Here is a 17,244-nt window from a genome sequence, read left to right as displayed (position 1 = left end):
TCTGCGGATATATTTGCGAAACACCCGCCTCAACCATGTGCATGCGCAAGACGCCAAGCTCTAACTCGCTGACGCTGCCCTTCATGCCCAGAAGCAGCCGGTCATTGGTACAAAGCGGATCGTAGACCTAGACATGGTCCTCGACACATGCGGCCACAAAGCTCTAGCATAGGATGCCGGTCGCGGCTTTTGCAGGCTAAGCGGAAAATTTTCAGGCAGAAGACCGCGCCGATCGAGGCTGAACACAGCATGTCCATGGGCCGTTCGAAACTGGGGTGTGAACCGCACCGGGTTTGCCAGAGACTGATTTCAGTTATTTACGCGGTAATGTCCTCAGTTTCCAGAGTGGCGCGGAAATTGGCCTCTGCTTCTGCCGACGGGATATTCCCGATCGGTTCAAGCAGACGGCGGTTGTTGAACTAGTCTACCCATTCGAGGGTTGCGTATTTCACTGCCTCAAAGTTGCGCCAAAGACCGCGGCGACGAATGACCTCGGCCTTGAACAAACCATTGATCGTCTCGGCTAGGGCATTGTCGTAGCTGTCTCCGACAGCTGCCGACAGAGAGCTCGATACCAGCTCCTTTCAACCGCGCTTTGTATTTGAGCGATGGGTTTTGGCTGCCGCGGTCAAAATGGCGAACAAGTCCCATTGCCTTCGTCGACCGCCGCTCGTGAACAGCCTGCTCCATTGCGTCGAAAACGAACCTGGGATTTGAAATGCCAGCCGACGATCTTTTGGGCATGGGCATCGATAACGAAGATGACATAGGCGAACTCTTTCCAGGGGGCGACATAGGTGAAATCTCTGGCCCAGAGCATGTTGGCCGCGGTTACACGGAGTTTCCGGTTTATCTTGTCCAGCGGGCACGAGGCCTTTTTGTCGGTCACCGTGGTTTTTTGTGCGGCTTGCCCCGGATGATGCCTTGAATACCCATGCTCGTCATCAGCCGGGCGACCGTGCAGCGGGCAGCAGTGAAACCCTCCCGCTGCACGGTCGCCAGATCTCCCGCAAGTTTAAATCCGCCATTTGCCTTCGAATACACGCAGGACCTCGGGCCGCAATGCCGCGTCACATCGGGCACGGTCCGACAACCGGGCCGGATCGGCCCGCTGCGCCAGATGTTCGTAATACGTAGACGGGGCTGTCGGCAGGACGGTGCAGATCGGCTGGACCCCATGCTCACCGCGGTGCATGTCCCCTCTCGCGCTTGCTCGTATGCGCTGCCGGGCAGCGAATAAATGACACAATCACTTCGAACGGCGGTCGAGCTACGTCGTCGCAAAATACGCCGACGCCTTGCGGAGGATCTCGTTCGCCTGGCGCAGCTCACGGTTCTCCTACTCCAGTGCCTTTATCTTATTGGCCACATCTATCGGGACGCCCGCTCGCTTGCCGCTGTCGACTCTTGCCGTCTTGACCCACTCATTTAACGTTTGCGCGGAACAGCCGATCTTCGCGAAGATCGACATGATTGCCTGCCAGTGGGGGCGAAGTTCGCCCTGGTTGTCCAGCACCGGACGCACTGCACGCTCGCGGACCTCAGGAGAATATTTATTTGTTATCTTGTTCATTGTGGCTTCATCCTAATCAGGAGTTGAAGCCTCCGGCAGACCCGGTGCGGTTCAGGTTCACTGAGACCCTCACTGCTGCATGGAAAACATTGGCTTCTGGTAGCCGCGAAGTTGGCAGGTGAAATCAAAAACACGCGCGCCGCAGTATGTGTAAAGCGGCGCGCTAGACTTGCTTCAAAGAGGACTAGGTAAGCGGCAGCTCCTCCTTCAGCGCCCTGTGCAAGCTGAACATCATCAGAAGGATCACAAAGGAGAAGGGCAAAGCGGCAGCGATCGAGGCTGTTTGCAATGCTATAAGACCACCCGCAACCAACAGCACGCTGGCGACAACCCCCTCGGTAACTCCCCAGAACACGCGGACCAGATGCGGCGGGTGCTGACTGCCCATCGCAAGCATGGTGCAGATCACCAAGGTGCCGGAGTCCGACGAGGTGATGAAGTAAGAGGCAATTAGGAAGGTGACAATTGCCGCGAAGGCAGTGCCCCAAATGCCGACGTCCATGCCCTCAAGCGTTGCGTAAAGCGCCAGGGTCGGGCTTTCGTTCACGGCTTCGATGATACCGCCCGCCCCCTGCAATTCGATGCTGACCGCGTTGCCACCGAACATCGCCAGCAGGAACATGGTCACCAGCGGCGGAACGATCAGCAAGGACACAACAAACTCGCGCAGTGTCCGCCCCTTGGACACACGGGCGATGAACAGGCCGACAAACGGCGACCAAGCGATCCACCAGCCCCAATAGAAGACGGTCCACCAGCCCTGCCAGTCTCGCCCGGCCTCTTCATCCACCCACATCCCCATTGGCACAAAGTTCTGCACATAGTTACCGAGAAGATTGACGTATTGGCCGAGCAGATAGACCGTCGGGCCCGCAAAAAGGAAGAAGGCAAGGATCGCGAAGGTCAGCCACATGTTCAATTCACTGATGATGCGGATACCCTTGGACACACCCGAGACGGCCGACAGCGTGGCAATGCCGGTGACTACGGCAATCAAGATGATCTGATTGGTTGTCGAATTGGCGATTCCGGTGAGCAGGTGTAGACCCGTATTCATTTGCTGGACCCCCAGCCCCAGCGTGGTAGCAACCCCAAAAATCGTGCCAAAGATCGCCAGCAGATCAACCGCATGGCCCCAGAACCCGTAGATCCGGTCGCCGATCAGCGGATAAAGGGTGGACCGCATCGAAAGCGGCAGCCCCTTGCGATAGGCAAAAAAGGCCAGAGACAAAGCAACAATCACGTAGACCGCCCAGCCATGAACACCCCAGTGAAAGGCTGTAATTAACATTGCCGTGCTGGCGGCCAGCGCTGAGTTGGCCTCAGTTCCGGCCATTTCTATAAACGGATTGCCCTGCAGGTGATACATCGGCTCGGCGATACTCCAGAACAGCACGCCATTGCCCATGCCTGCGCTGAACAGCATGGCAAACCACGAGAAGTTGCCGAATTCCGGCCGATCGCTGTCCTTTCCTAACCGGATGTGGCCGTAGCGGCTGAAGGCCAGCCAGATGCTGAACAGCAAGAAAATGCTGATCATCAAGATGTAGTACCAGCTAAGGGTGCTGGTGATCCAAAGCTTGATCCCGTCGAACACACCGGAGGCGAATTCTACATTGGCGACCGTGAACAGCACAAAGGCGATGACCATGAGTTTTGAGGCAATGCTCATCCGAGCATGGACGCCTTTCAACAGGCCGGTTCTGGCGACGGCGTTATAGGGGTAGTGGCCGTCAAAGCCCTGTTCGAGTGACATTGTTTCTCCCTGTCTTTGTGTTTGGACCGGACTTGGTTGGACCAGCCATGACCCGGCCTTCCGTGCTGTCAGCAGGCAATAGGTGTTCAGCCTGGGACCTTAGTGGAGCATCGGGGAGGCGGGGAATGAGAACCGCAAATACTTGGATAAAGGAAATTTATGGCGCGCAGCTGTGGAGCGACCAGGATTTGCGGAAACTGTGCGGTGAGCGCTCAAACTTGCGCTTGAATTGCCTAGAGAAATACGAGGCACTTTCAAAACCCGAGGCCATGGCGACCTCCCGGACACTCAGGTCGGTTTCATTTAGCAGCGAGAAGGCCCGGTCCAGCCGCAGGCTGTAGTAAAACTTCCAAGGCGATTGCCCGACGTATTTCTGAAATAGGCGCTCCAACTGGCGGCGGGAAACAGCCAAGGTTTCGGCAATTCCATCAATGTCCAACGGCTCTTCCAGGTTGGCCTGCATCAGGCGAACGGCGCGGATTAAATTTTGATTGCGACAGCCAAGCATTGATGACACCGGCGTTATCTGTCTCGACATGCCCGCTCCCGGGCGTTTGTGCAGGCACATCTCGGCAACGCAGGACGCTAGGTGCGCACCGCAGTGGTCCTCAATGATTTCAAGCATCATATCAGTTGCGGCATGGCCTCCGCCGCATGTGTAGAGCCCCCTGTCTGCTTCATAGAAGTTGCCGGTCGGTTCGAGACAAGGAAACAGTTCGGCAAAGCCAGGAGAATTCTCCCAGTGCAGAGTAAACCTCCGCCCGGTCAGAACACCTGCCGCCGCCAGGGCAAATGCGCCGGTGCAAATGCTTCCAACACTTACGCCGTGCGCTTTCTGGCGGCTGATCCAGCTGACAACCCGGCTGTCATAGGATTGCGCAGGCTCCGTCCCTGCACAGACAAAAAGCGAAGCATTTCGGTCAAGATCCACCAGACCGGTATCCATTTGAATAGGAATGCCATTGGAGCAGCTTACCGGTAGGCCATCCGGGCTAAGCGTATGCCATTCAAACAGCGGCTTCTGAGTCAGCTGATTGGCTATCCGCAATGGCTCGATTGCAGCGCTAAAGGCCAGCATCGTAGTCTTGGGCAGCAAAAGAAAATGGAATTTCTTCGGTGGAGCATCGCTGTCGAAACGTACGGTGGCAGCGCCTTTCGGAAGGAAACGGTTGTCTTGCATGAGCGTTTTTCCCGGACATCAGAACGGAGGTGTCTGTCCACGTTGATATTCATTGTATTCAGGCACCGCGCCTGTGGGCGCGGTGCGTTGTCACCTCGGAACGGCGAAGGCCAGACGCAGATAAACCCATTTGGCGGCGCTTTCGCTGGTGCTCTGCGGGTCCGGCGCCAGTGAAAGAAGGCCAATAGACCCAGCCAGGACAACCAAACAGGTCAGCCCCTTCAGTAGCAATCCGGCCTTTCCCCGCATCCTAGGCCTCGCTGCCGACGATGTTGTGCTCCGGGCCGTAGGGGAAGCCGGTGATATTCTCGGCACCGTCTTCGCCTACGATCAAAATGTCATGCTCGCGGTAGCCGCCTGCGCCCGGCGTGCCTTCTGGCAGCATGACCATTGGCTCCATTGACACCACCATGCCGGGCTTCAGCTCGGTATCGATATCTTCGCGGAGTTCGACACCGGCCTCGCGTCCGTAATAGTGGCTTAGCACTCCAAAGCTGTGACCGTAGCCGAAGGAGCGGTACTTCAGCAAATCCCACTCCCGGTACATCTCGTTCAGTTCCAAGGCGATATCCTTGCACCTCGCTCCAGGCTTGATCAGTTCCAGCCCGCGCTCATGCACAGCGACGTTCTTCTTCCAGATATCGAGGCTGGCGTCGTCTACATGGTCGCAGAACAGAGTCCGCTCCAGCGCCGTGTAATAGCCGAAAATCATCGGAAAGGTGTTCAGGCTCAGGATATCGCCGGACTGTACGATACGGTTCGTGACGGGGTTGTGGGCGCCATCTGTGTTGATGCCGGACTGGAACCAGGTCCAGGTGTCCATCAATTCAACAAACGGGAACGAGGCCGCAATCTCGCGGATCATCGCGTTGGTGCCAGCAATGGCAACTTCATGCTCGGCCACACCTGCTTTCACTGCATTGGCCACCGCCGCGCCGCCCACATCACAAATCCGCGCGCCTTCGCGGATCAGTTCCAGCTCTTCATCGGACTTAATTGTCCGCATCCACATGGAAGGGCCTGACACATCGACGAATTCCACATCCGGCAGCGCATCCTGCAGCGCTTGGCGGTAGTCCAGCGATACGTGGTCAAACTCGATACCGACCCGCTTGGCACCCTTGGTGAGATCCTGCATAGCCCGATAGAAATTGTCGCGGCGCCAGTCGGTATAGGTGACGTTGTTTCCGAAGCTGCGGCGCCAAGGCTGGCCGCCATCAATACCGGCAGAGATTGTGGTCGCATTCTTCTGGTCGATCACCATGCCGTACTTGCGACCGAAGTAGCAGTACAGCCAGCCAGAATAGTAGTTGATGCAGTGGTAGGAGGTGAATAGCGCCGCATCGACGTTCTGCTTTGCCATCCAGCCTCGCAGCTCGTCCTGGCGGCGCTTCATTTCCTGGTCAGAGAATGGCGAAAAGTCCTTCTCGCCGTTGTGCCATTCCATGACGTGGAGCATATCTTCAGACATTTTGGATCCTTTCTTCGGAGCGTTTCCCAGTCGGTAGCACCGAAAAAAGAGTTCAAAAAATTAATAGATGTCATCCTGTCATAAGGGTTTCAAATTCACAATTTATCCGGACTTCGGTTTCAATGTCTTACGGAAGCCCCCAACCCCTCCGGCAATCTGTTCGATCAGTTTAAGCGCCGCTTCACTCTGGCGGACATGTTTGTAGAACAGCCCAACATGTATTCGAGCCAGCTGCGGGAATCCGATATCCGGTGTCAGGATACGCATACCTGGGAGCAGGGTCTTAGTTGTAAGGGCGGAGATGCCCCAGCCGCTGGCCACCGCGTTCTGCAGCGCCGAGATGCCTGGGCTTTCAAAAGCGATCCGCCATTTGCGCCCTTCACCGTTCAGCGCTTCGATCACCCGGTCCCGGTAGACGCAGCCCTCCGGGTGGAGAACTAGCGGTAGCGGCTCATCCGGATTGAAATGGAACTCCTTTGCGCAAACCCATTTGGGACGCTCGGACCAATAGTGCGAGACATAGGGTGCTGGCATTGAGTCTGTAATAGCGATCGTCATGTCCAACTCATCCGCATGCAGCTTGCTCAGCAGATCACGGCTCCAGTTGCAGCGGATATCCAGCGTGACGGCTGGATTTGCAGAGACAAAGTCCGAAATGATCTCCTGAAAAAAACCGATTGCATAGTCAATCGGCAGCCCAACTCTCAGCACACCCTGAATGCTGGAACGCGCCAATCGGGCCACGGCACTGTCGTTCAGCCGTAAAATTTCACGGGCAAACACGATCAGCGCATGGCCATCTTCTGTCAGCGTTAGCTCCTTACCCTTATGCACGATCAGCTTGCAGCCGCTGAGGTCTTCCAAGCGGCGTATCTGCAAGGAAATTGCCGGCTGGGTCCGGCCAAGAGCCTGCCCCGTCTCTGTATAATTTCCTAGATCGACTGCAGTCACAAATGTGCGAAGCAGGTCGGTCTGAAGATTTGTGAAGTTTCTAGCCATTTGGGATGTTTATTCCATCATTCGTACTATCAATTTTCCACATGCCGCCTCCGGAGTCAAAGTGAAGCAAGTCTTAATTTTGCCGGAATGACCCAACCCATGAAGAATGCTTCTGTTTTTGCTGCCGAGCTGTCTTGGCCGGAGTATAAGTCTCGCGTCGCAGGTGGCAGCACCCCCATTTTGATTCCGATCGGATCGATGGAGCAGCACGGGCATCACATGCCTATGCATGTCGATGTACTGCTGCCGACCGAGTTTGCCCGCAGGGTGGCGTCAGAGACCGGCAGCCTTGTCGCCCCACCCTTCACCTATGGCTACAAGTCACACCAGAAGTCTGGAGGCGGGAACTTTTTTCCTGGCACTACCAGCCTGGATGGCAGCAGCCTGGTCAACGCACTGAAAGACGTGATCAAGGAATTTGCCCGCCACGGCAATCGCCAGATCTGCCTGGTGAACGGCCATTATGAAAATTCCTGGTTCATCGTTGAAGGCATCGACCTCGCCCTGCGGGAACTGCGCTGGGACGGCATTAACGATATGAAAATTGTGGTTCTGTCCTACTGGGATTTTGTCGGCGATGACTCAATCGCCAAGCTTTACCCCGATGGCTTCCTCGGCTGGGACATTGAGCATGGCGGCGTGCTGGAAACCTCGCTGATGCTTAAGCTCTACCCGGATTTGGTGTGGCTGCAGGACGCAATCGACCACCCGCCGGCGGAATTCCCGCCCTATGACGTCTATCCCCCGCACGAGGACTGGACGCCCGCCACTGGCACCCTGTCCTCCCCCAAGGATGCCTCGGCCGACAAGGGCGAGCTGCTTCTCAATGTCTGCACCGCAGGGATTGTTAAAGCGCTGCGGCGGGAATTCGGAGAACGCGCTCCGGCGAGCGCGGCGGAAACAGCTGCGCAATAGAACAAGCAAGGAGACTGACATGACTGCCAAATTCACCCATCCCACCCGGCGGGCGCTGCTGAAGTCGGCCGCAGGCGCGGCGCTCGCAACCCCGTTCCTGTCCATCCGGGCTGCGGCGGAGACCGTGAACTTGTCGATGCTGGCGTGGTACGGCCATGCAGAGCCCGATGTCGTTGGTGAATTTGAAGAACTGTACAATGTGAAGTTCACCCCAAAATACTACACCGGAGGCGACAACATGCTGGGCCTGATCGCCCAGTCGCCGCCGGGCACCTATGACGTCATCCTGTCCGACGCCGAATATGTTCAGCAGTTGAACGCGGCCGGATACATTGAGGAACTGGACCCAAGCGACTATGCCTTTGATGACTTCTTCCCGGAGTTCCAGCAATTCCCGGGTCACTGGAAGGACGGCAAGCTCTACTCGGTGATCACCCGGTTTGGCTTCCTCGGCATATCCTATAACGCCGATGTTCTGAGCGAGAGCGATACGGCCAGCTACAACGTGTTCGGCGACAGCCGTCTGACCGGCAAACTGGGCCACTTCGACTGGCACCTTCCAAACTTGGGGCAGATCAGCTTGCTGAACGGCAATCCCAATCCCTTCGACCTGAGTGACAAGGCTTGGCAGCAGGTGCAGGACAGCACAATGGCGCTGCGCGGCCAGGTCGGCGGGTTCTTTGACTATGGCGGCACCTTTTCGTCGCTGAAGAACGGCCAGATGACCGCATTTGCGGGCATTGGCGACTGGATCACCGGCGTGCTGGAGAAGAACGGTGCCAATGTGCGCACCGCGATCCCGCAAGAAGGCGGCCTGCAATGGACCGAAAGCTTCTCGATCGGCAAGGGCTCCCGCAACCAAGAAATGGCGAAGAAGTGGATCCAGTACATTACCTCGCCCAATGGCCAAGCGAAGTCGGCGGATATGGCGGCCTACCCGGCGCTGATCCCCAACATGAAGGGCTGGGTCGTGCTGAATGAGGCGAACCCTGCCGAAGCCAAGCGGCAGAACATGGTGCTGGGCCAGCACAACGCCATGGACCTGATCCGCGAAGGCCGCATCAAGTACCGCCAGCTGCCCGTGCAGCAAAGCCTGGAGGACTGGAACGACTTTTGGTCCGACTACAAAGGCGCGTAACTCCACCAGCACCGGAGATGTCTCCTCCCCTGTCTCCGGTGCCCAACTGAAGGCCAGCTGCCGCCCGGCGCTGGAAAACCGATGAATACACGGCCATCTCTGTTTTCACTGACATTTTCGCTGCCGCTTCTGATCTGGCAGCTGGCCTTCTTTTTGTTTCCGCTGGCGTTTCTGGTGGCACTTAGCTTCTGGACAGTGCGGAACTTTCAGATGCAACCAGATTTTGACACCGTGAACTGGGTGAAAATCTATTCCCGCAGCGTTTTCTGGGATGCCTACTTCAGGACCCTACTGCTCGCTTCTTTCAGTGCGGCGCTAATTAGCCTGGCGGCTTTCCCGGCGTCTTATGCGATCTCGTTCAAACTGGGTGACAATGCGAAACGCTGGATGATCTTCGTCCTGATCATCCCTTTCTTTACCAGTTATTTGGTCCGCGTCTATTCGCTGCAGGTTTTCCTGTCCGACGCAGGCATCCTGAATGCTTTCCTAGGCTACCTTGGCCTTGGCCCTTATTCTATGCTCAACAACAGCTTCGGCACCCTCACCGGCTATGCGACTCTAAGTCTTCCGCTAGTCATTCTGTTGCAGGTCTTCAGCCTCAATTTCGTGAACCGTGATCTGGTTGAAGCCGCGCACAACATGCGCTGCGGCCGCCTGCGGACAGTATTGGAAGTGATCATCCCTTCTGCCAAAGCCGGCCTGGTGATCGCAGGCCTCTTCGCTTTCATCCTCAGCTTCGGCGATTTTGTGAGCCCCCTTTACCTGGGTGGAGGCAACCCGCCGACCCTTTCGATCATGATCACCGATATCACAAAATCCGGGCAGCAATGGCCGCGCGCTGCGGTGGTGGCGCTGACGATGATCGCCACACTTTTGACAGTTGCCTTTGCCGCCATCAAATTTGCCTACAGGGAGGCAGGAAAATGACCGGTAACCGTAATCCCCTTATCAACTGCCTGCTGAAGCTGCATATCACGCTATGCCTGATCTTCATCTTTGCCCCGATTGCCGGCAGCTTTGTTTTCTCGCTAAACTCGGACCGCTTCCCTTCGCTGCCGCTAGGCTCGTTCTCAACTGAATGGTACCGGCTAATCTGGGAAGATCCGCTGGTCTGGGCCGGCTTCTTCAACACTCTGCTGGTTGGCGCCTGCGTTGCAGCGATTGCCACGCTGCTGGGATTTGGCGGCGCCTACACCGACTTCCGCTACCAGTTCTTCGGCAAAACCGCCTATTTGGCCTTGGCCCTGCTGCCGCCCACCATCCCGGTAGTTATCATGGGCCTGGCGATGCTGGCTTTCCTCTCCCGTATCAACCTGTCCGGCAACGTGGTCTCCGTCATCATTGCCCACGGCGTGATGTGCAGCCCCTTTGCCATGGCTATCATCCGATTGCGCCTGTCGCAGATGGACCCGGATCTAGAAGCCGCAGCCTGGAATCTAGGCGGCAATGAATGGGTGACCATGCGCCATGTGATCATCCCCTTCACCAAACCCGCAATCTATGCCGCCTTGTTTATCACCATGGCCGTGTCCTTTGACGAGTTCGCGGTGGCCTGGTTCGTATCGGGCCTGAACGAGACCCTACCAGTCAAGGTTCTGGGCTTCCTCCAGGGTCAGGTCAGCCCCCGGATCAATGCCATCGGCTCGCTCGCCTTTGTCAGCTCGATCTCCTTCATCGTGATTGCCCAGCTTTTGATGCGTAATCCGGATTCCAAGCCCTCATAACGAACAGGACAGAGCCATGCTGGACACCCCAATTGTACATTTTGACAACGTTGTTAAAAAGTTCGGCAGCTTCACTGCCGTTGAAAAGGCCGACTTCCAGATCGCCCGCGGCGAGTTCCTGGCGATCATGGGCTCTTCCGGCTGCGGCAAGACCACGACCCTGCGGATGCTGGCAGGGCTGGAAGATCCAACCGAAGGCAATATTTTGCTGGACGGGGAGAAAATCAACGGCAAGCCGACCTGGGAACGGGACACGCCGATGGTCTGGCAGAGCCTTGCACTGTTCCCTTTCCTGACAGTGCAGGAGAATGTCGAATTCAGTCTGAAGATGCGCAAAGTGCCCAAGGGCGAACGGCGTGAGCGGGCCCGCAAATGGTTGGACCGGTTGGGCATTCTGGAATTTGCAGACCGCAATATCTCGCAGCTGTCGGGCGGCCAGCGCCAGCGCGTTGCTCTCGCCCGGTCGCTGGTGACCGAACCTAAGATCCTGCTGCTGGACGAGCCTCTCTCCGCTCTTGACGCCCATTTGAAAGTCCGCATGCAGTCGGTGCTGTCGGGCCTGCAAAAGGATCTCGGCATCACATTTGTTTATGTGACCCATTCGATGTCCGAGGCCTTCTCCATGGCAGATCGGGTAGTCATTATGAGCCGCGGAAAGATTGAGCAGATCGGCACCCCCGAAGAAATTTACCGGGAGCCCCACAACCGATTTGTGGCAGACTTCCTGGGCTCTTCCAATGTGTTTTCTGGCGACCTAGCATCCGGCGGCAGTGTTGTTTGGAAAGTCGATGCTAATAACTCAACCTTTACTTTAAAGGCGCCTGCAGGTGTGCAGAAGACCCGCGGAGCCTCTGTGGCCTTTGCCGTGAGTTCGGAGAACATGTCATTGGCTGTCGCTGGAACGCCCTGTACTGAAAACTGCATTGAGGCCACGGTTGTGGGCGGCGAATTCGCTGGTGCCTCTGCCACTGTTTTCTTGGAAACGGATCAGGGTCAGGAGCTAAAGGTGCAAAAAGGGCATGAAGAACTCAAGGCGGTAGACCTCAGAGCCGGTCAGAGGCTCTTGGTTCATTGGCTACCAGAGCATTGCCACGTTCTGCCTGGCGAATAAACAGACCAACACAGCCACTGAGAACGCCTGCCTCTCGCTCTGATCAGAGGTCAGTTCGCTCTTCAAGCAGACTGCCGGAAGCTGCCTTACGTGCCCGGGAACGCGACGAAAGTGCTGTACGTCACCTGGCTCGCGCAAGGGTCATCGCTCGCACCAACATCGCGCTCGGGCGGTTGGAAGCCGCTGAAAAAACCGTGCGCCGCTCCGATCAGCGACAGTAAGAACGGGGAGCTGCCACTTCGAGAGGCCCTGCGTCATCTTCGGTGTCTTTGTTGTGAACTACTCACACTTTGGACGTGGCGGCCGAAGGAACTTCTGCGGATTGGCGAAGTGCTGAACCCATTTGTGCCTCTATATAGCGGAGATCGGCACTTGCAGGAACGGCTTGATGCAAAAGCCCCGGCCAGGGCCGGGGCTGACCTGCTGCTATCCGCTGTAACCGGACGCGTTTATACAGCCGTGGCCCGGAGCATCCAGGCGGCTTTCTCGTGGAATGCCGCGCGTTCGGTTGCGAGGTCTGCCGTGACCGGATCTTTTGCGGCTTCTGCGGTCTCGACAAGCGCTCGCATGTTCTGAGCAAGCCTTTCATGGTCGGAGTGAAGATCCTTGACCATTTCGATCGCTGACAGCTCTGCATCGGGATCCTGCCCGTCTGGTCCTGCGGCCAGAGCCGTCGGTTTCACTAAAGCGGGCTTACCCAGGGCCCTTATCCGTTCGGCCAGCACATCCACAGCAGCGAACATGTCGGTGTATTGCGCCTGTGTCATCTCGTGGATTGAAAAAAACAGCGGACCAGTCACGTTCCAATGGCAGAAGTGGGACTTCAGAATCAGCCGGTAAGTCTCCGCCAAGACCTCCGACAGTGCCTCCGTTACGGACACGGTGTTCGGGATATCGGCCCTGGCATGTTTGGCTGACGGGTTTTGCTGCAAAGTGGGGGTCATAAGTGCCTCCTGTATTGAGTGATTAGCATTACTGGCCGCGGGACAGCCGGGTTGCCGGTACTGTTGTCAGCGCGCGCGGGCTGCGAGCCTCTGCCGGGCGGCAGATCAACACGTCGCAGGCAGCATCGCGCAGCAAGCGCTGCGTGACACTGCCGGTAAACGCGCGCCGGATCAGACCGGACCGGTTAGGCCCCAGCGTGATCAGGTCCGTATCGGGGCTCTGCGTCACGCGAATGAGTACTTCCTCCGGTTCGCCGCGCAGCACCTGCCATTCTAAGCCGTGCCTTAGCCCGGCCGTGAGCGAGCCCAGGCGCTTCTCGGCCTCGTCGGCCAGAGCGTCTCGATGGGCGGTTAGATCTGTCTGAGCCAACCCGACGCGCAGCATCGCCGCTTCAAGCTGCGGCGGAACCATGACTGCCTGAACCAGTTCCAGCGCGGCGTCCGGCAACAGGGTTGTCACGACAGCCAAGACCTCTGGCACATAGTCAGGGCCGTCAACCGCCAGAATGACACGGCCGTAGGGTTTCCCGGTTGCCTGTTTCACAATCAGAACCGGAACATTGCCGGCAGCGACTACCGCCTTTGTCGTCGAACCAAGAAGCTTTTCGAGGATCCAGGGTTTTTGGTTTGCCCGCATCACGACAAGTTCTGGTGCGAACTCATCGCAGATCTCGACAAGACGCTGGGCGGGCGACCCGGCTTCGATTCGTATCTCAGTTCCGGCCGGGCCGATACCGTTCCGGCGCAATGCCGCTTCGATCCGGTCGCGGGCTGCAAAGTCCGACTGGCTACGGAAAGTATCGGCCAGAGCTCGGGCCGCTGCATGGTCAGGCAGCTCCATCACGTGAACGATGGTCAGCATTGCTCCAAGCCGGTTTGCTATTTCAACCCCGCGCACCAGCACCGCGTCGTCTTGCGGAAACTGCTCCACTGCCGCAAGGATTCGTGTAGCTATCATGGTCCTTACTCCTGACTGCATCCGGCCTGCCGATCGGCCCTTTCGGGCGGGTCCTGCCGTTTTTTCATCTGCCTTGAAGCAGTAGTTCCACCTAAGACGGCGGCATTGGCCGTCGCGGCCCACGCTGTGACGGCTGTGACGCCGAGCCTTTCAAATCCTGTCAGAGCTAATTCCGATTGCGGGCCGGAACACCTGCAGTTTCGCTCCCCAAACAGAGGCCGCCTGCCGTCCGCCGTCATCGTCCCACCGGGCGATACACTCGGCACTTGGCCCCTGTGCCTTTGGACGTGCAGCGCGTACAGGCTCGGGCTGAAACAGTGCAGGAAACAATTCCTCAAAGTCGGCATCGCAGATCATCATCGGAGTAACCCTTTCATGGACAGTTTTGGACATTCGCAATTGCGCGAGCCTGCACGCCTCCGGAGTGGGTCGCGGGCAGGCTCGCATGGGGTCGTTAAGCCGCCTGCAGATACTCGGTTTGAGCGTCTTTCGACCGGTCATCGCCCGGCGCTACCGGGTTCATCCCCAATTCACGGTCGTCGAGTTCTGCGACCAGGGTTCGAATATCGCCGCGATGGACGCCGATATCGCGAAGAAGCCGGTCGTCCAGAGATTGCAGCGTCGAAACCAACCTGCGGCGCTTCCACCGCCGGACCGTAGCGCGCAGCATTCTCCGAATGGCACCGCTAGCTTCGGCCCGCTTTTGGTGCGCACGCGCATAAGGCAAGGATGGTGAAAGGTAGTTTCGATTTGACAAGTAATGATGCATGTCGTTCTCCCGCTCAGAGGTGTTGAGATCGCAACACTGGCCTCTGCATGGCCGGACCAGCCCGCAGACAAGCCGCTGACGAGAGTCCGGTGACACAAAGGAAGTGCCGCTAGTTTTGTCATGAAGGACAGATATGAACCCCGAGGCGTGGACAGGCGCGTAGAGCCACCCCGCCCGGGGCTACCGGCGGTTCAGTAGATTTCCTGCGAAGCGCAGAAACCTCGTATGAAGACTGAACAACAACATGGCTCTGATGTTGCCACGCTGCGGGAACTTTTCAAGCCCGTGGCATCGGATGCGACCTTTTGGCCTGAAACAGCGCTTTCCTGCCCGTACCAGCGCGAGGCAACCGCCCGGGCTTGACGAACATCCGGGCCGAACCTATCTAAGGGACATGTTGGTTCACCAAGATCATACGCAGCTTTTGCTTCTGAACCGCCCGTTTCCCCGGGCGGTGTAGGCGCGTCTGCGCCTTTCGCTTCCCCCGGGGCTCCTTAAATTCCTGAACGGCAACTGACGCATCGCCGTCGGCGGAGATGCTATGGTCTAAAGTCGTAGCAGCCGAAGTATTGCTAACGCCGCAGGCATATCTCATCGCTGTTTTCCACCTTGACCGACGCAGACTGGCAGAAGCGGAACCGCTCCTGCCGGTACTCTTGCAGCGCCCCGCTCTTTTTCCTTCCTGCCATCATCAAAGGATCAGACTCTTGTCTACCGCAATGACCCAGGCTCCCAGTAAGCCTCATACCGATCAGCCGCATATCGTAATAAATGCTGACGAGCTTATCCACATTGAGGCACTTGCCGAAGGCGCCTTCAGTCGCAACCCGGCGCTTGCCGACCGTCTGCTGGAGGAACTGGGCCGCGCCCAGGTCGTTCCATCGGAGCAGATGCCTCAGGATGTGATCGGGATTGGCAGCCACGTCACTTTCAGAGACGAGGCGACCGGGCAGGAAAGAGCGGTCACGCTGATCTATCCAGAGGAGGCTGATATTGCGCTTCAACGGGTTTCTGTGATGACTCCAATCGGAGTCGCGCTGCTGGGGCTGACCGAAGGCGCAGCCTTTCACTGGGACACACGCAATAGCCAACGTCGCATGCTGACGGTACTCCGAGTGGAGGATGCACCAGAGTCCGATAGTCCGTAACACTGCGGATTCATCGGGCATGGCGAGGCTTTGCGCCCCGCCGCGGCCCCTCCGAGTGCCAATCTGGCCTGATTTGATCAGTGGACCACCATCCGGATAACATCTGATCAACAGGCATAAATGCCATCCACCAACAATTTCTACGGAGCCTGCGAAATGGCCTGCGTCGCCAAAAGCGCAATTTGCGTGAACAATAGCGAACCCCTACCGCATGCCGCCGCAAGGCACGGAGGCCGGTCATGAACGTAAAGCAGTATATCCGCCGCCTTTTGTGGCCGACCTCGTTGACGCTAATCTGCTTTGGGTTGCTCCTGTCGCCATCTGTGTCGGCCGAATTCTTGGACGATAGCGAAAACCTATTGCCCGCTGTTACTGCGCTGGCCTATTTCGCAGCGGCGTGGCTCGTCAGCCGGATCACCTCCTTGGCGCTTGACCAGGCGGCGGCGCGGCGGCGGCCCTACCCGCGGCTGCTCAAGGATATGATAGCGGCACTGCTGTTTATGATTGCGTTTGCCGCGACCATGTCGCTGTTCATGGGGCAAGGCGTGTTTGGCGCGCTTGCAGGTTCCGGTCTGGTACTGGCGCTGCTTGGGTTTGCTATCCGCAACGTCGTGGCCGACACGCTGTCGGGGATCGCCCTTGGTGTCGAAGGGCCATTTCGCATCGGCGACTGGGTTGATATCGACGGGCTGGCGCGCGGCAAGGTGATCGAGATCGGCTGGCGTACCACGCGGTTGTTGACCCGTGACCGCGCCTACGTGATCCTGCCTAACAGTCAGATCGCACGTCAGCGTATTACCAACTATTCTGCACCTAAGCCGGAATACCGCGCGCAGGTCAACATTGTGCTGGACCATGGCATGCCGATCGAACGTGCCCGCGAAGTGATGCTGGAAGCCCTTAAGGGGGCGAAACTCATCCAGCAGGATCCCGCGCCGGACGTGCGTGTTATTGCCTACGAGGAAGGTGGAATTACCTACGCGCTACGCTATTGGCTGTCGCGGTTCGACCGCGACATCGACTGCCGCGACGAGGTGTTCACGCTTGTAGACGAGGCTCTGCGCAAAGCCGGAACCATCGCTCCCTATCGACGTATAGAGGTAATCCCAGCCGCGTCTTCCGGCGACATTTATCGCTCTTCGCCCTTCAGTTAAAGCGATAGGGCCGTCGTTAGAAGTAGGCATTCGGGAAGACCTGCCAAGAAATCTTAAGCTTCAACGCTATGACTTGGTTATTCCTTCAGTCGAAGGAGCCACCGGGGCATAACTCCCTGCGATGAAACCGTTTCTTGGGGGCACTACTATTGACAGATCAGAGAGCGTGTCTGAACCTTTGCCTATGTTCCTACATGAGAAACACTTTTGATTTGACCTGAGACCCGATTTCCCTCCAGCCTTTGAGGGAATCCGTCGATTGATGCTCTGCTACCCAACCTTGGACCGCCGGAAGCTGGATTTTTCCGGCTCTGTCACGATGACGGGCTGGTAACGCCATCGGGATAATGCATGGCAATCGGGACGTTGTATCCGATTGCGCTGTGAGGTCTGTCCTCGTTGTA

The 17,244-nt window shown here is 57.4% G+C and carries 14 protein-coding genes and 1 pseudogene; 7 read left to right on the top strand and 8 right to left on the bottom strand.

Annotation, left to right across the window (positions count from 1 at the left end; genetic code table 11):
* Positions 1 to 317: 317 nt before the first annotated feature.
* From AB9K35_RS01030 to AB9K35_RS01010, 5 genes and pseudogenes are all read right to left on the bottom strand, one after another.
* Positions 318 to 1,573, bottom strand: a pseudogene (locus tag AB9K35_RS01030) (IS3 family transposase).
* Positions 1,574 to 1,757: 184 nt separating this feature from the next.
* The gene (locus AB9K35_RS01025) at positions 1,758 to 3,329 is read right to left on the bottom strand and encodes a BCCT family transporter (RefSeq protein WP_369924047.1); all 1,572 of its coding nucleotides are present in this window, start codon (positions 3,327 to 3,329) and stop codon (positions 1,758 to 1,760) included.
* 157 nt (positions 3,330 to 3,486) lie between these two features.
* On the bottom strand, positions 3,487 to 4,509 hold the full coding sequence (locus AB9K35_RS01020) for a GlxA family transcriptional regulator (protein WP_369924046.1): 1,023 nt from the start codon (positions 4,507 to 4,509) through the stop codon (positions 3,487 to 3,489).
* Positions 4,510 to 4,759: 250 nt separating this feature from the next.
* Positions 4,760 to 5,980 (bottom strand): M24 family metallopeptidase, encoded by a 1,221-nt coding sequence (locus AB9K35_RS01015; RefSeq protein WP_369924045.1) that lies wholly within the window; start codon positions 5,978 to 5,980, stop codon positions 4,760 to 4,762.
* 102 nt (positions 5,981 to 6,082) lie between these two features.
* Entirely contained in the window at positions 6,083 to 6,979 is an 897-nt protein-coding gene (locus AB9K35_RS01010) for a LysR substrate-binding domain-containing protein (RefSeq protein WP_369924043.1), read from the bottom strand.
* A 99-nt stretch (positions 6,980 to 7,078) separates the two neighbouring features.
* Between AB9K35_RS01010 and AB9K35_RS01005 the strand changes: the two genes are divergently transcribed.
* The 5 genes from AB9K35_RS01005 (at position 7,079) to AB9K35_RS00985 (ending at position 11,867) form a co-directional block, all read left to right on the top strand.
* Complete coding sequence (locus tag AB9K35_RS01005; protein ID WP_369924042.1) at positions 7,079 to 7,894, top strand: creatininase; 816 nt, start codon at positions 7,079 to 7,081, stop codon at positions 7,892 to 7,894.
* 19 nt (positions 7,895 to 7,913) lie between these two features.
* A complete protein-coding gene (locus AB9K35_RS01000) occupies positions 7,914 to 9,032 on the top strand; it encodes a spermidine/putrescine ABC transporter substrate-binding protein (protein ID WP_369924040.1) in 1,119 nt (372 codons plus the stop codon).
* A gap of 81 nt (positions 9,033 to 9,113) precedes the next feature.
* Positions 9,114 to 9,959, top strand: a complete 846-nt coding sequence (locus AB9K35_RS00995; protein ID WP_369924039.1) for an ABC transporter permease — start codon at positions 9,114 to 9,116, stop codon at positions 9,957 to 9,959.
* On the top strand, positions 9,956 to 10,756 hold the full coding sequence (locus AB9K35_RS00990) for an ABC transporter permease (RefSeq protein WP_369924038.1): 801 nt from the start codon (positions 9,956 to 9,958) through the stop codon (positions 10,754 to 10,756). The genes AB9K35_RS00995 and AB9K35_RS00990 overlap by 4 nt, the downstream gene beginning before the upstream one ends.
* Before the next feature lie 16 nt (positions 10,757 to 10,772).
* Positions 10,773 to 11,867 carry an ABC transporter ATP-binding protein gene (locus AB9K35_RS00985; protein ID WP_369924037.1) on the top strand — a complete coding sequence of 365 codons (1,095 nt, stop codon included), beginning with the start codon at positions 10,773 to 10,775 and terminating at the stop codon, positions 11,865 to 11,867.
* A 449-nt stretch (positions 11,868 to 12,316) separates the two neighbouring features.
* Here AB9K35_RS00985 and AB9K35_RS00980 read toward each other — a convergent pair whose 3' ends face one another.
* From AB9K35_RS00980 to AB9K35_RS00970, 3 genes are all read right to left on the bottom strand, one after another.
* Entirely contained in the window at positions 12,317 to 12,811 is a 495-nt protein-coding gene (locus AB9K35_RS00980) for a Dps family protein (RefSeq protein ID WP_369924036.1), read from the bottom strand.
* Positions 12,812 to 12,839: 28 nt separating this feature from the next.
* Positions 12,840 to 13,769 (bottom strand): universal stress protein, encoded by a 930-nt coding sequence (locus tag AB9K35_RS00975; RefSeq protein ID WP_369924035.1) that lies wholly within the window; start codon positions 13,767 to 13,769, stop codon positions 12,840 to 12,842.
* Between the two features lie 454 nt (positions 13,770 to 14,223).
* Positions 14,224 to 14,538 (bottom strand): DUF1127 domain-containing protein, encoded by a 315-nt coding sequence (locus tag AB9K35_RS00970; RefSeq protein ID WP_369924033.1) that lies wholly within the window; start codon positions 14,536 to 14,538, stop codon positions 14,224 to 14,226.
* 719 nt (positions 14,539 to 15,257) lie between these two features.
* Between AB9K35_RS00970 and rnk the strand changes: the two genes are divergently transcribed.
* Both rnk and AB9K35_RS00960 read left to right on the top strand, forming a co-directional pair.
* Positions 15,258 to 15,686 carry a nucleoside diphosphate kinase regulator gene (gene rnk, locus AB9K35_RS00965; protein WP_369924067.1) on the top strand — a complete coding sequence of 143 codons (429 nt, stop codon included), beginning with the start codon at positions 15,258 to 15,260 and terminating at the stop codon, positions 15,684 to 15,686.
* Between the two features lie 239 nt (positions 15,687 to 15,925).
* Positions 15,926 to 16,840, top strand: a complete 915-nt coding sequence (locus AB9K35_RS00960; protein ID WP_369924032.1) for a mechanosensitive ion channel family protein — start codon at positions 15,926 to 15,928, stop codon at positions 16,838 to 16,840.
* The last annotated feature ends 404 nt before the right edge of the window (positions 16,841 to 17,244 follow it).

Source organism: Leisingera sp. XS_AS12 (genome assembly GCF_041224635.1).
Lineage (GTDB): Bacteria > Pseudomonadota > Alphaproteobacteria > Rhodobacterales > Rhodobacteraceae > Leisingera.
Note: the sequence above shows the minus strand (reverse complement) of the source record. Positions and strands in the feature narration are given on the sequence as shown.

Bases quoted from the DNA above. Each gene is read 5' to 3' on its own strand.
- AB9K35_RS00970 (WP_369924033.1), bottom strand. From the start codon at position 14,538: ATGCATCATTACTTGTCAAATCGAAACTACCTTTCACCATCCTTGCCT.
- AB9K35_RS00960 (WP_369924032.1), top strand. From the start codon at position 15,926: ATGAACGTAAAGCAGTATATCCGCCGCCTTTTGTGGCCGACCTCGTTG.
- AB9K35_RS00990 (WP_369924038.1), top strand. From the start codon at position 9,956: ATGACCGGTAACCGTAATCCCCTTATCAACTGCCTGCTGAAGCTGCAT.
- rnk (WP_369924067.1), top strand. From the start codon at position 15,258: ATGACCCAGGCTCCCAGTAAGCCTCATACCGATCAGCCGCATATCGTA.
- AB9K35_RS01010 (WP_369924043.1), bottom strand. From the start codon at position 6,979: ATGGCTAGAAACTTCACAAATCTTCAGACCGACCTGCTTCGCACATTT.
- AB9K35_RS01025 (WP_369924047.1), bottom strand. From the start codon at position 3,329: ATGTCACTCGAACAGGGCTTTGACGGCCACTACCCCTATAACGCCGTC.
- AB9K35_RS00975 (WP_369924035.1), bottom strand. From the start codon at position 13,769: ATGATAGCTACACGAATCCTTGCGGCAGTGGAGCAGTTTCCGCAAGAC.
- AB9K35_RS00995 (WP_369924039.1), top strand. From the start codon at position 9,114: ATGAATACACGGCCATCTCTGTTTTCACTGACATTTTCGCTGCCGCTT.
- AB9K35_RS01015 (WP_369924045.1), bottom strand. From the start codon at position 5,980: ATGTCTGAAGATATGCTCCACGTCATGGAATGGCACAACGGCGAGAAG.
- AB9K35_RS01005 (WP_369924042.1), top strand. From the start codon at position 7,079: ATGAAGAATGCTTCTGTTTTTGCTGCCGAGCTGTCTTGGCCGGAGTAT.
- AB9K35_RS00980 (WP_369924036.1), bottom strand. From the start codon at position 12,811: ATGACCCCCACTTTGCAGCAAAACCCGTCAGCCAAACATGCCAGGGCC.
- AB9K35_RS01000 (WP_369924040.1), top strand. From the start codon at position 7,914: ATGACTGCCAAATTCACCCATCCCACCCGGCGGGCGCTGCTGAAGTCG.
- AB9K35_RS01020 (WP_369924046.1), bottom strand. From the start codon at position 4,509: ATGCAAGACAACCGTTTCCTTCCGAAAGGCGCTGCCACCGTACGTTTC.
- AB9K35_RS00985 (WP_369924037.1), top strand. From the start codon at position 10,773: ATGCTGGACACCCCAATTGTACATTTTGACAACGTTGTTAAAAAGTTC.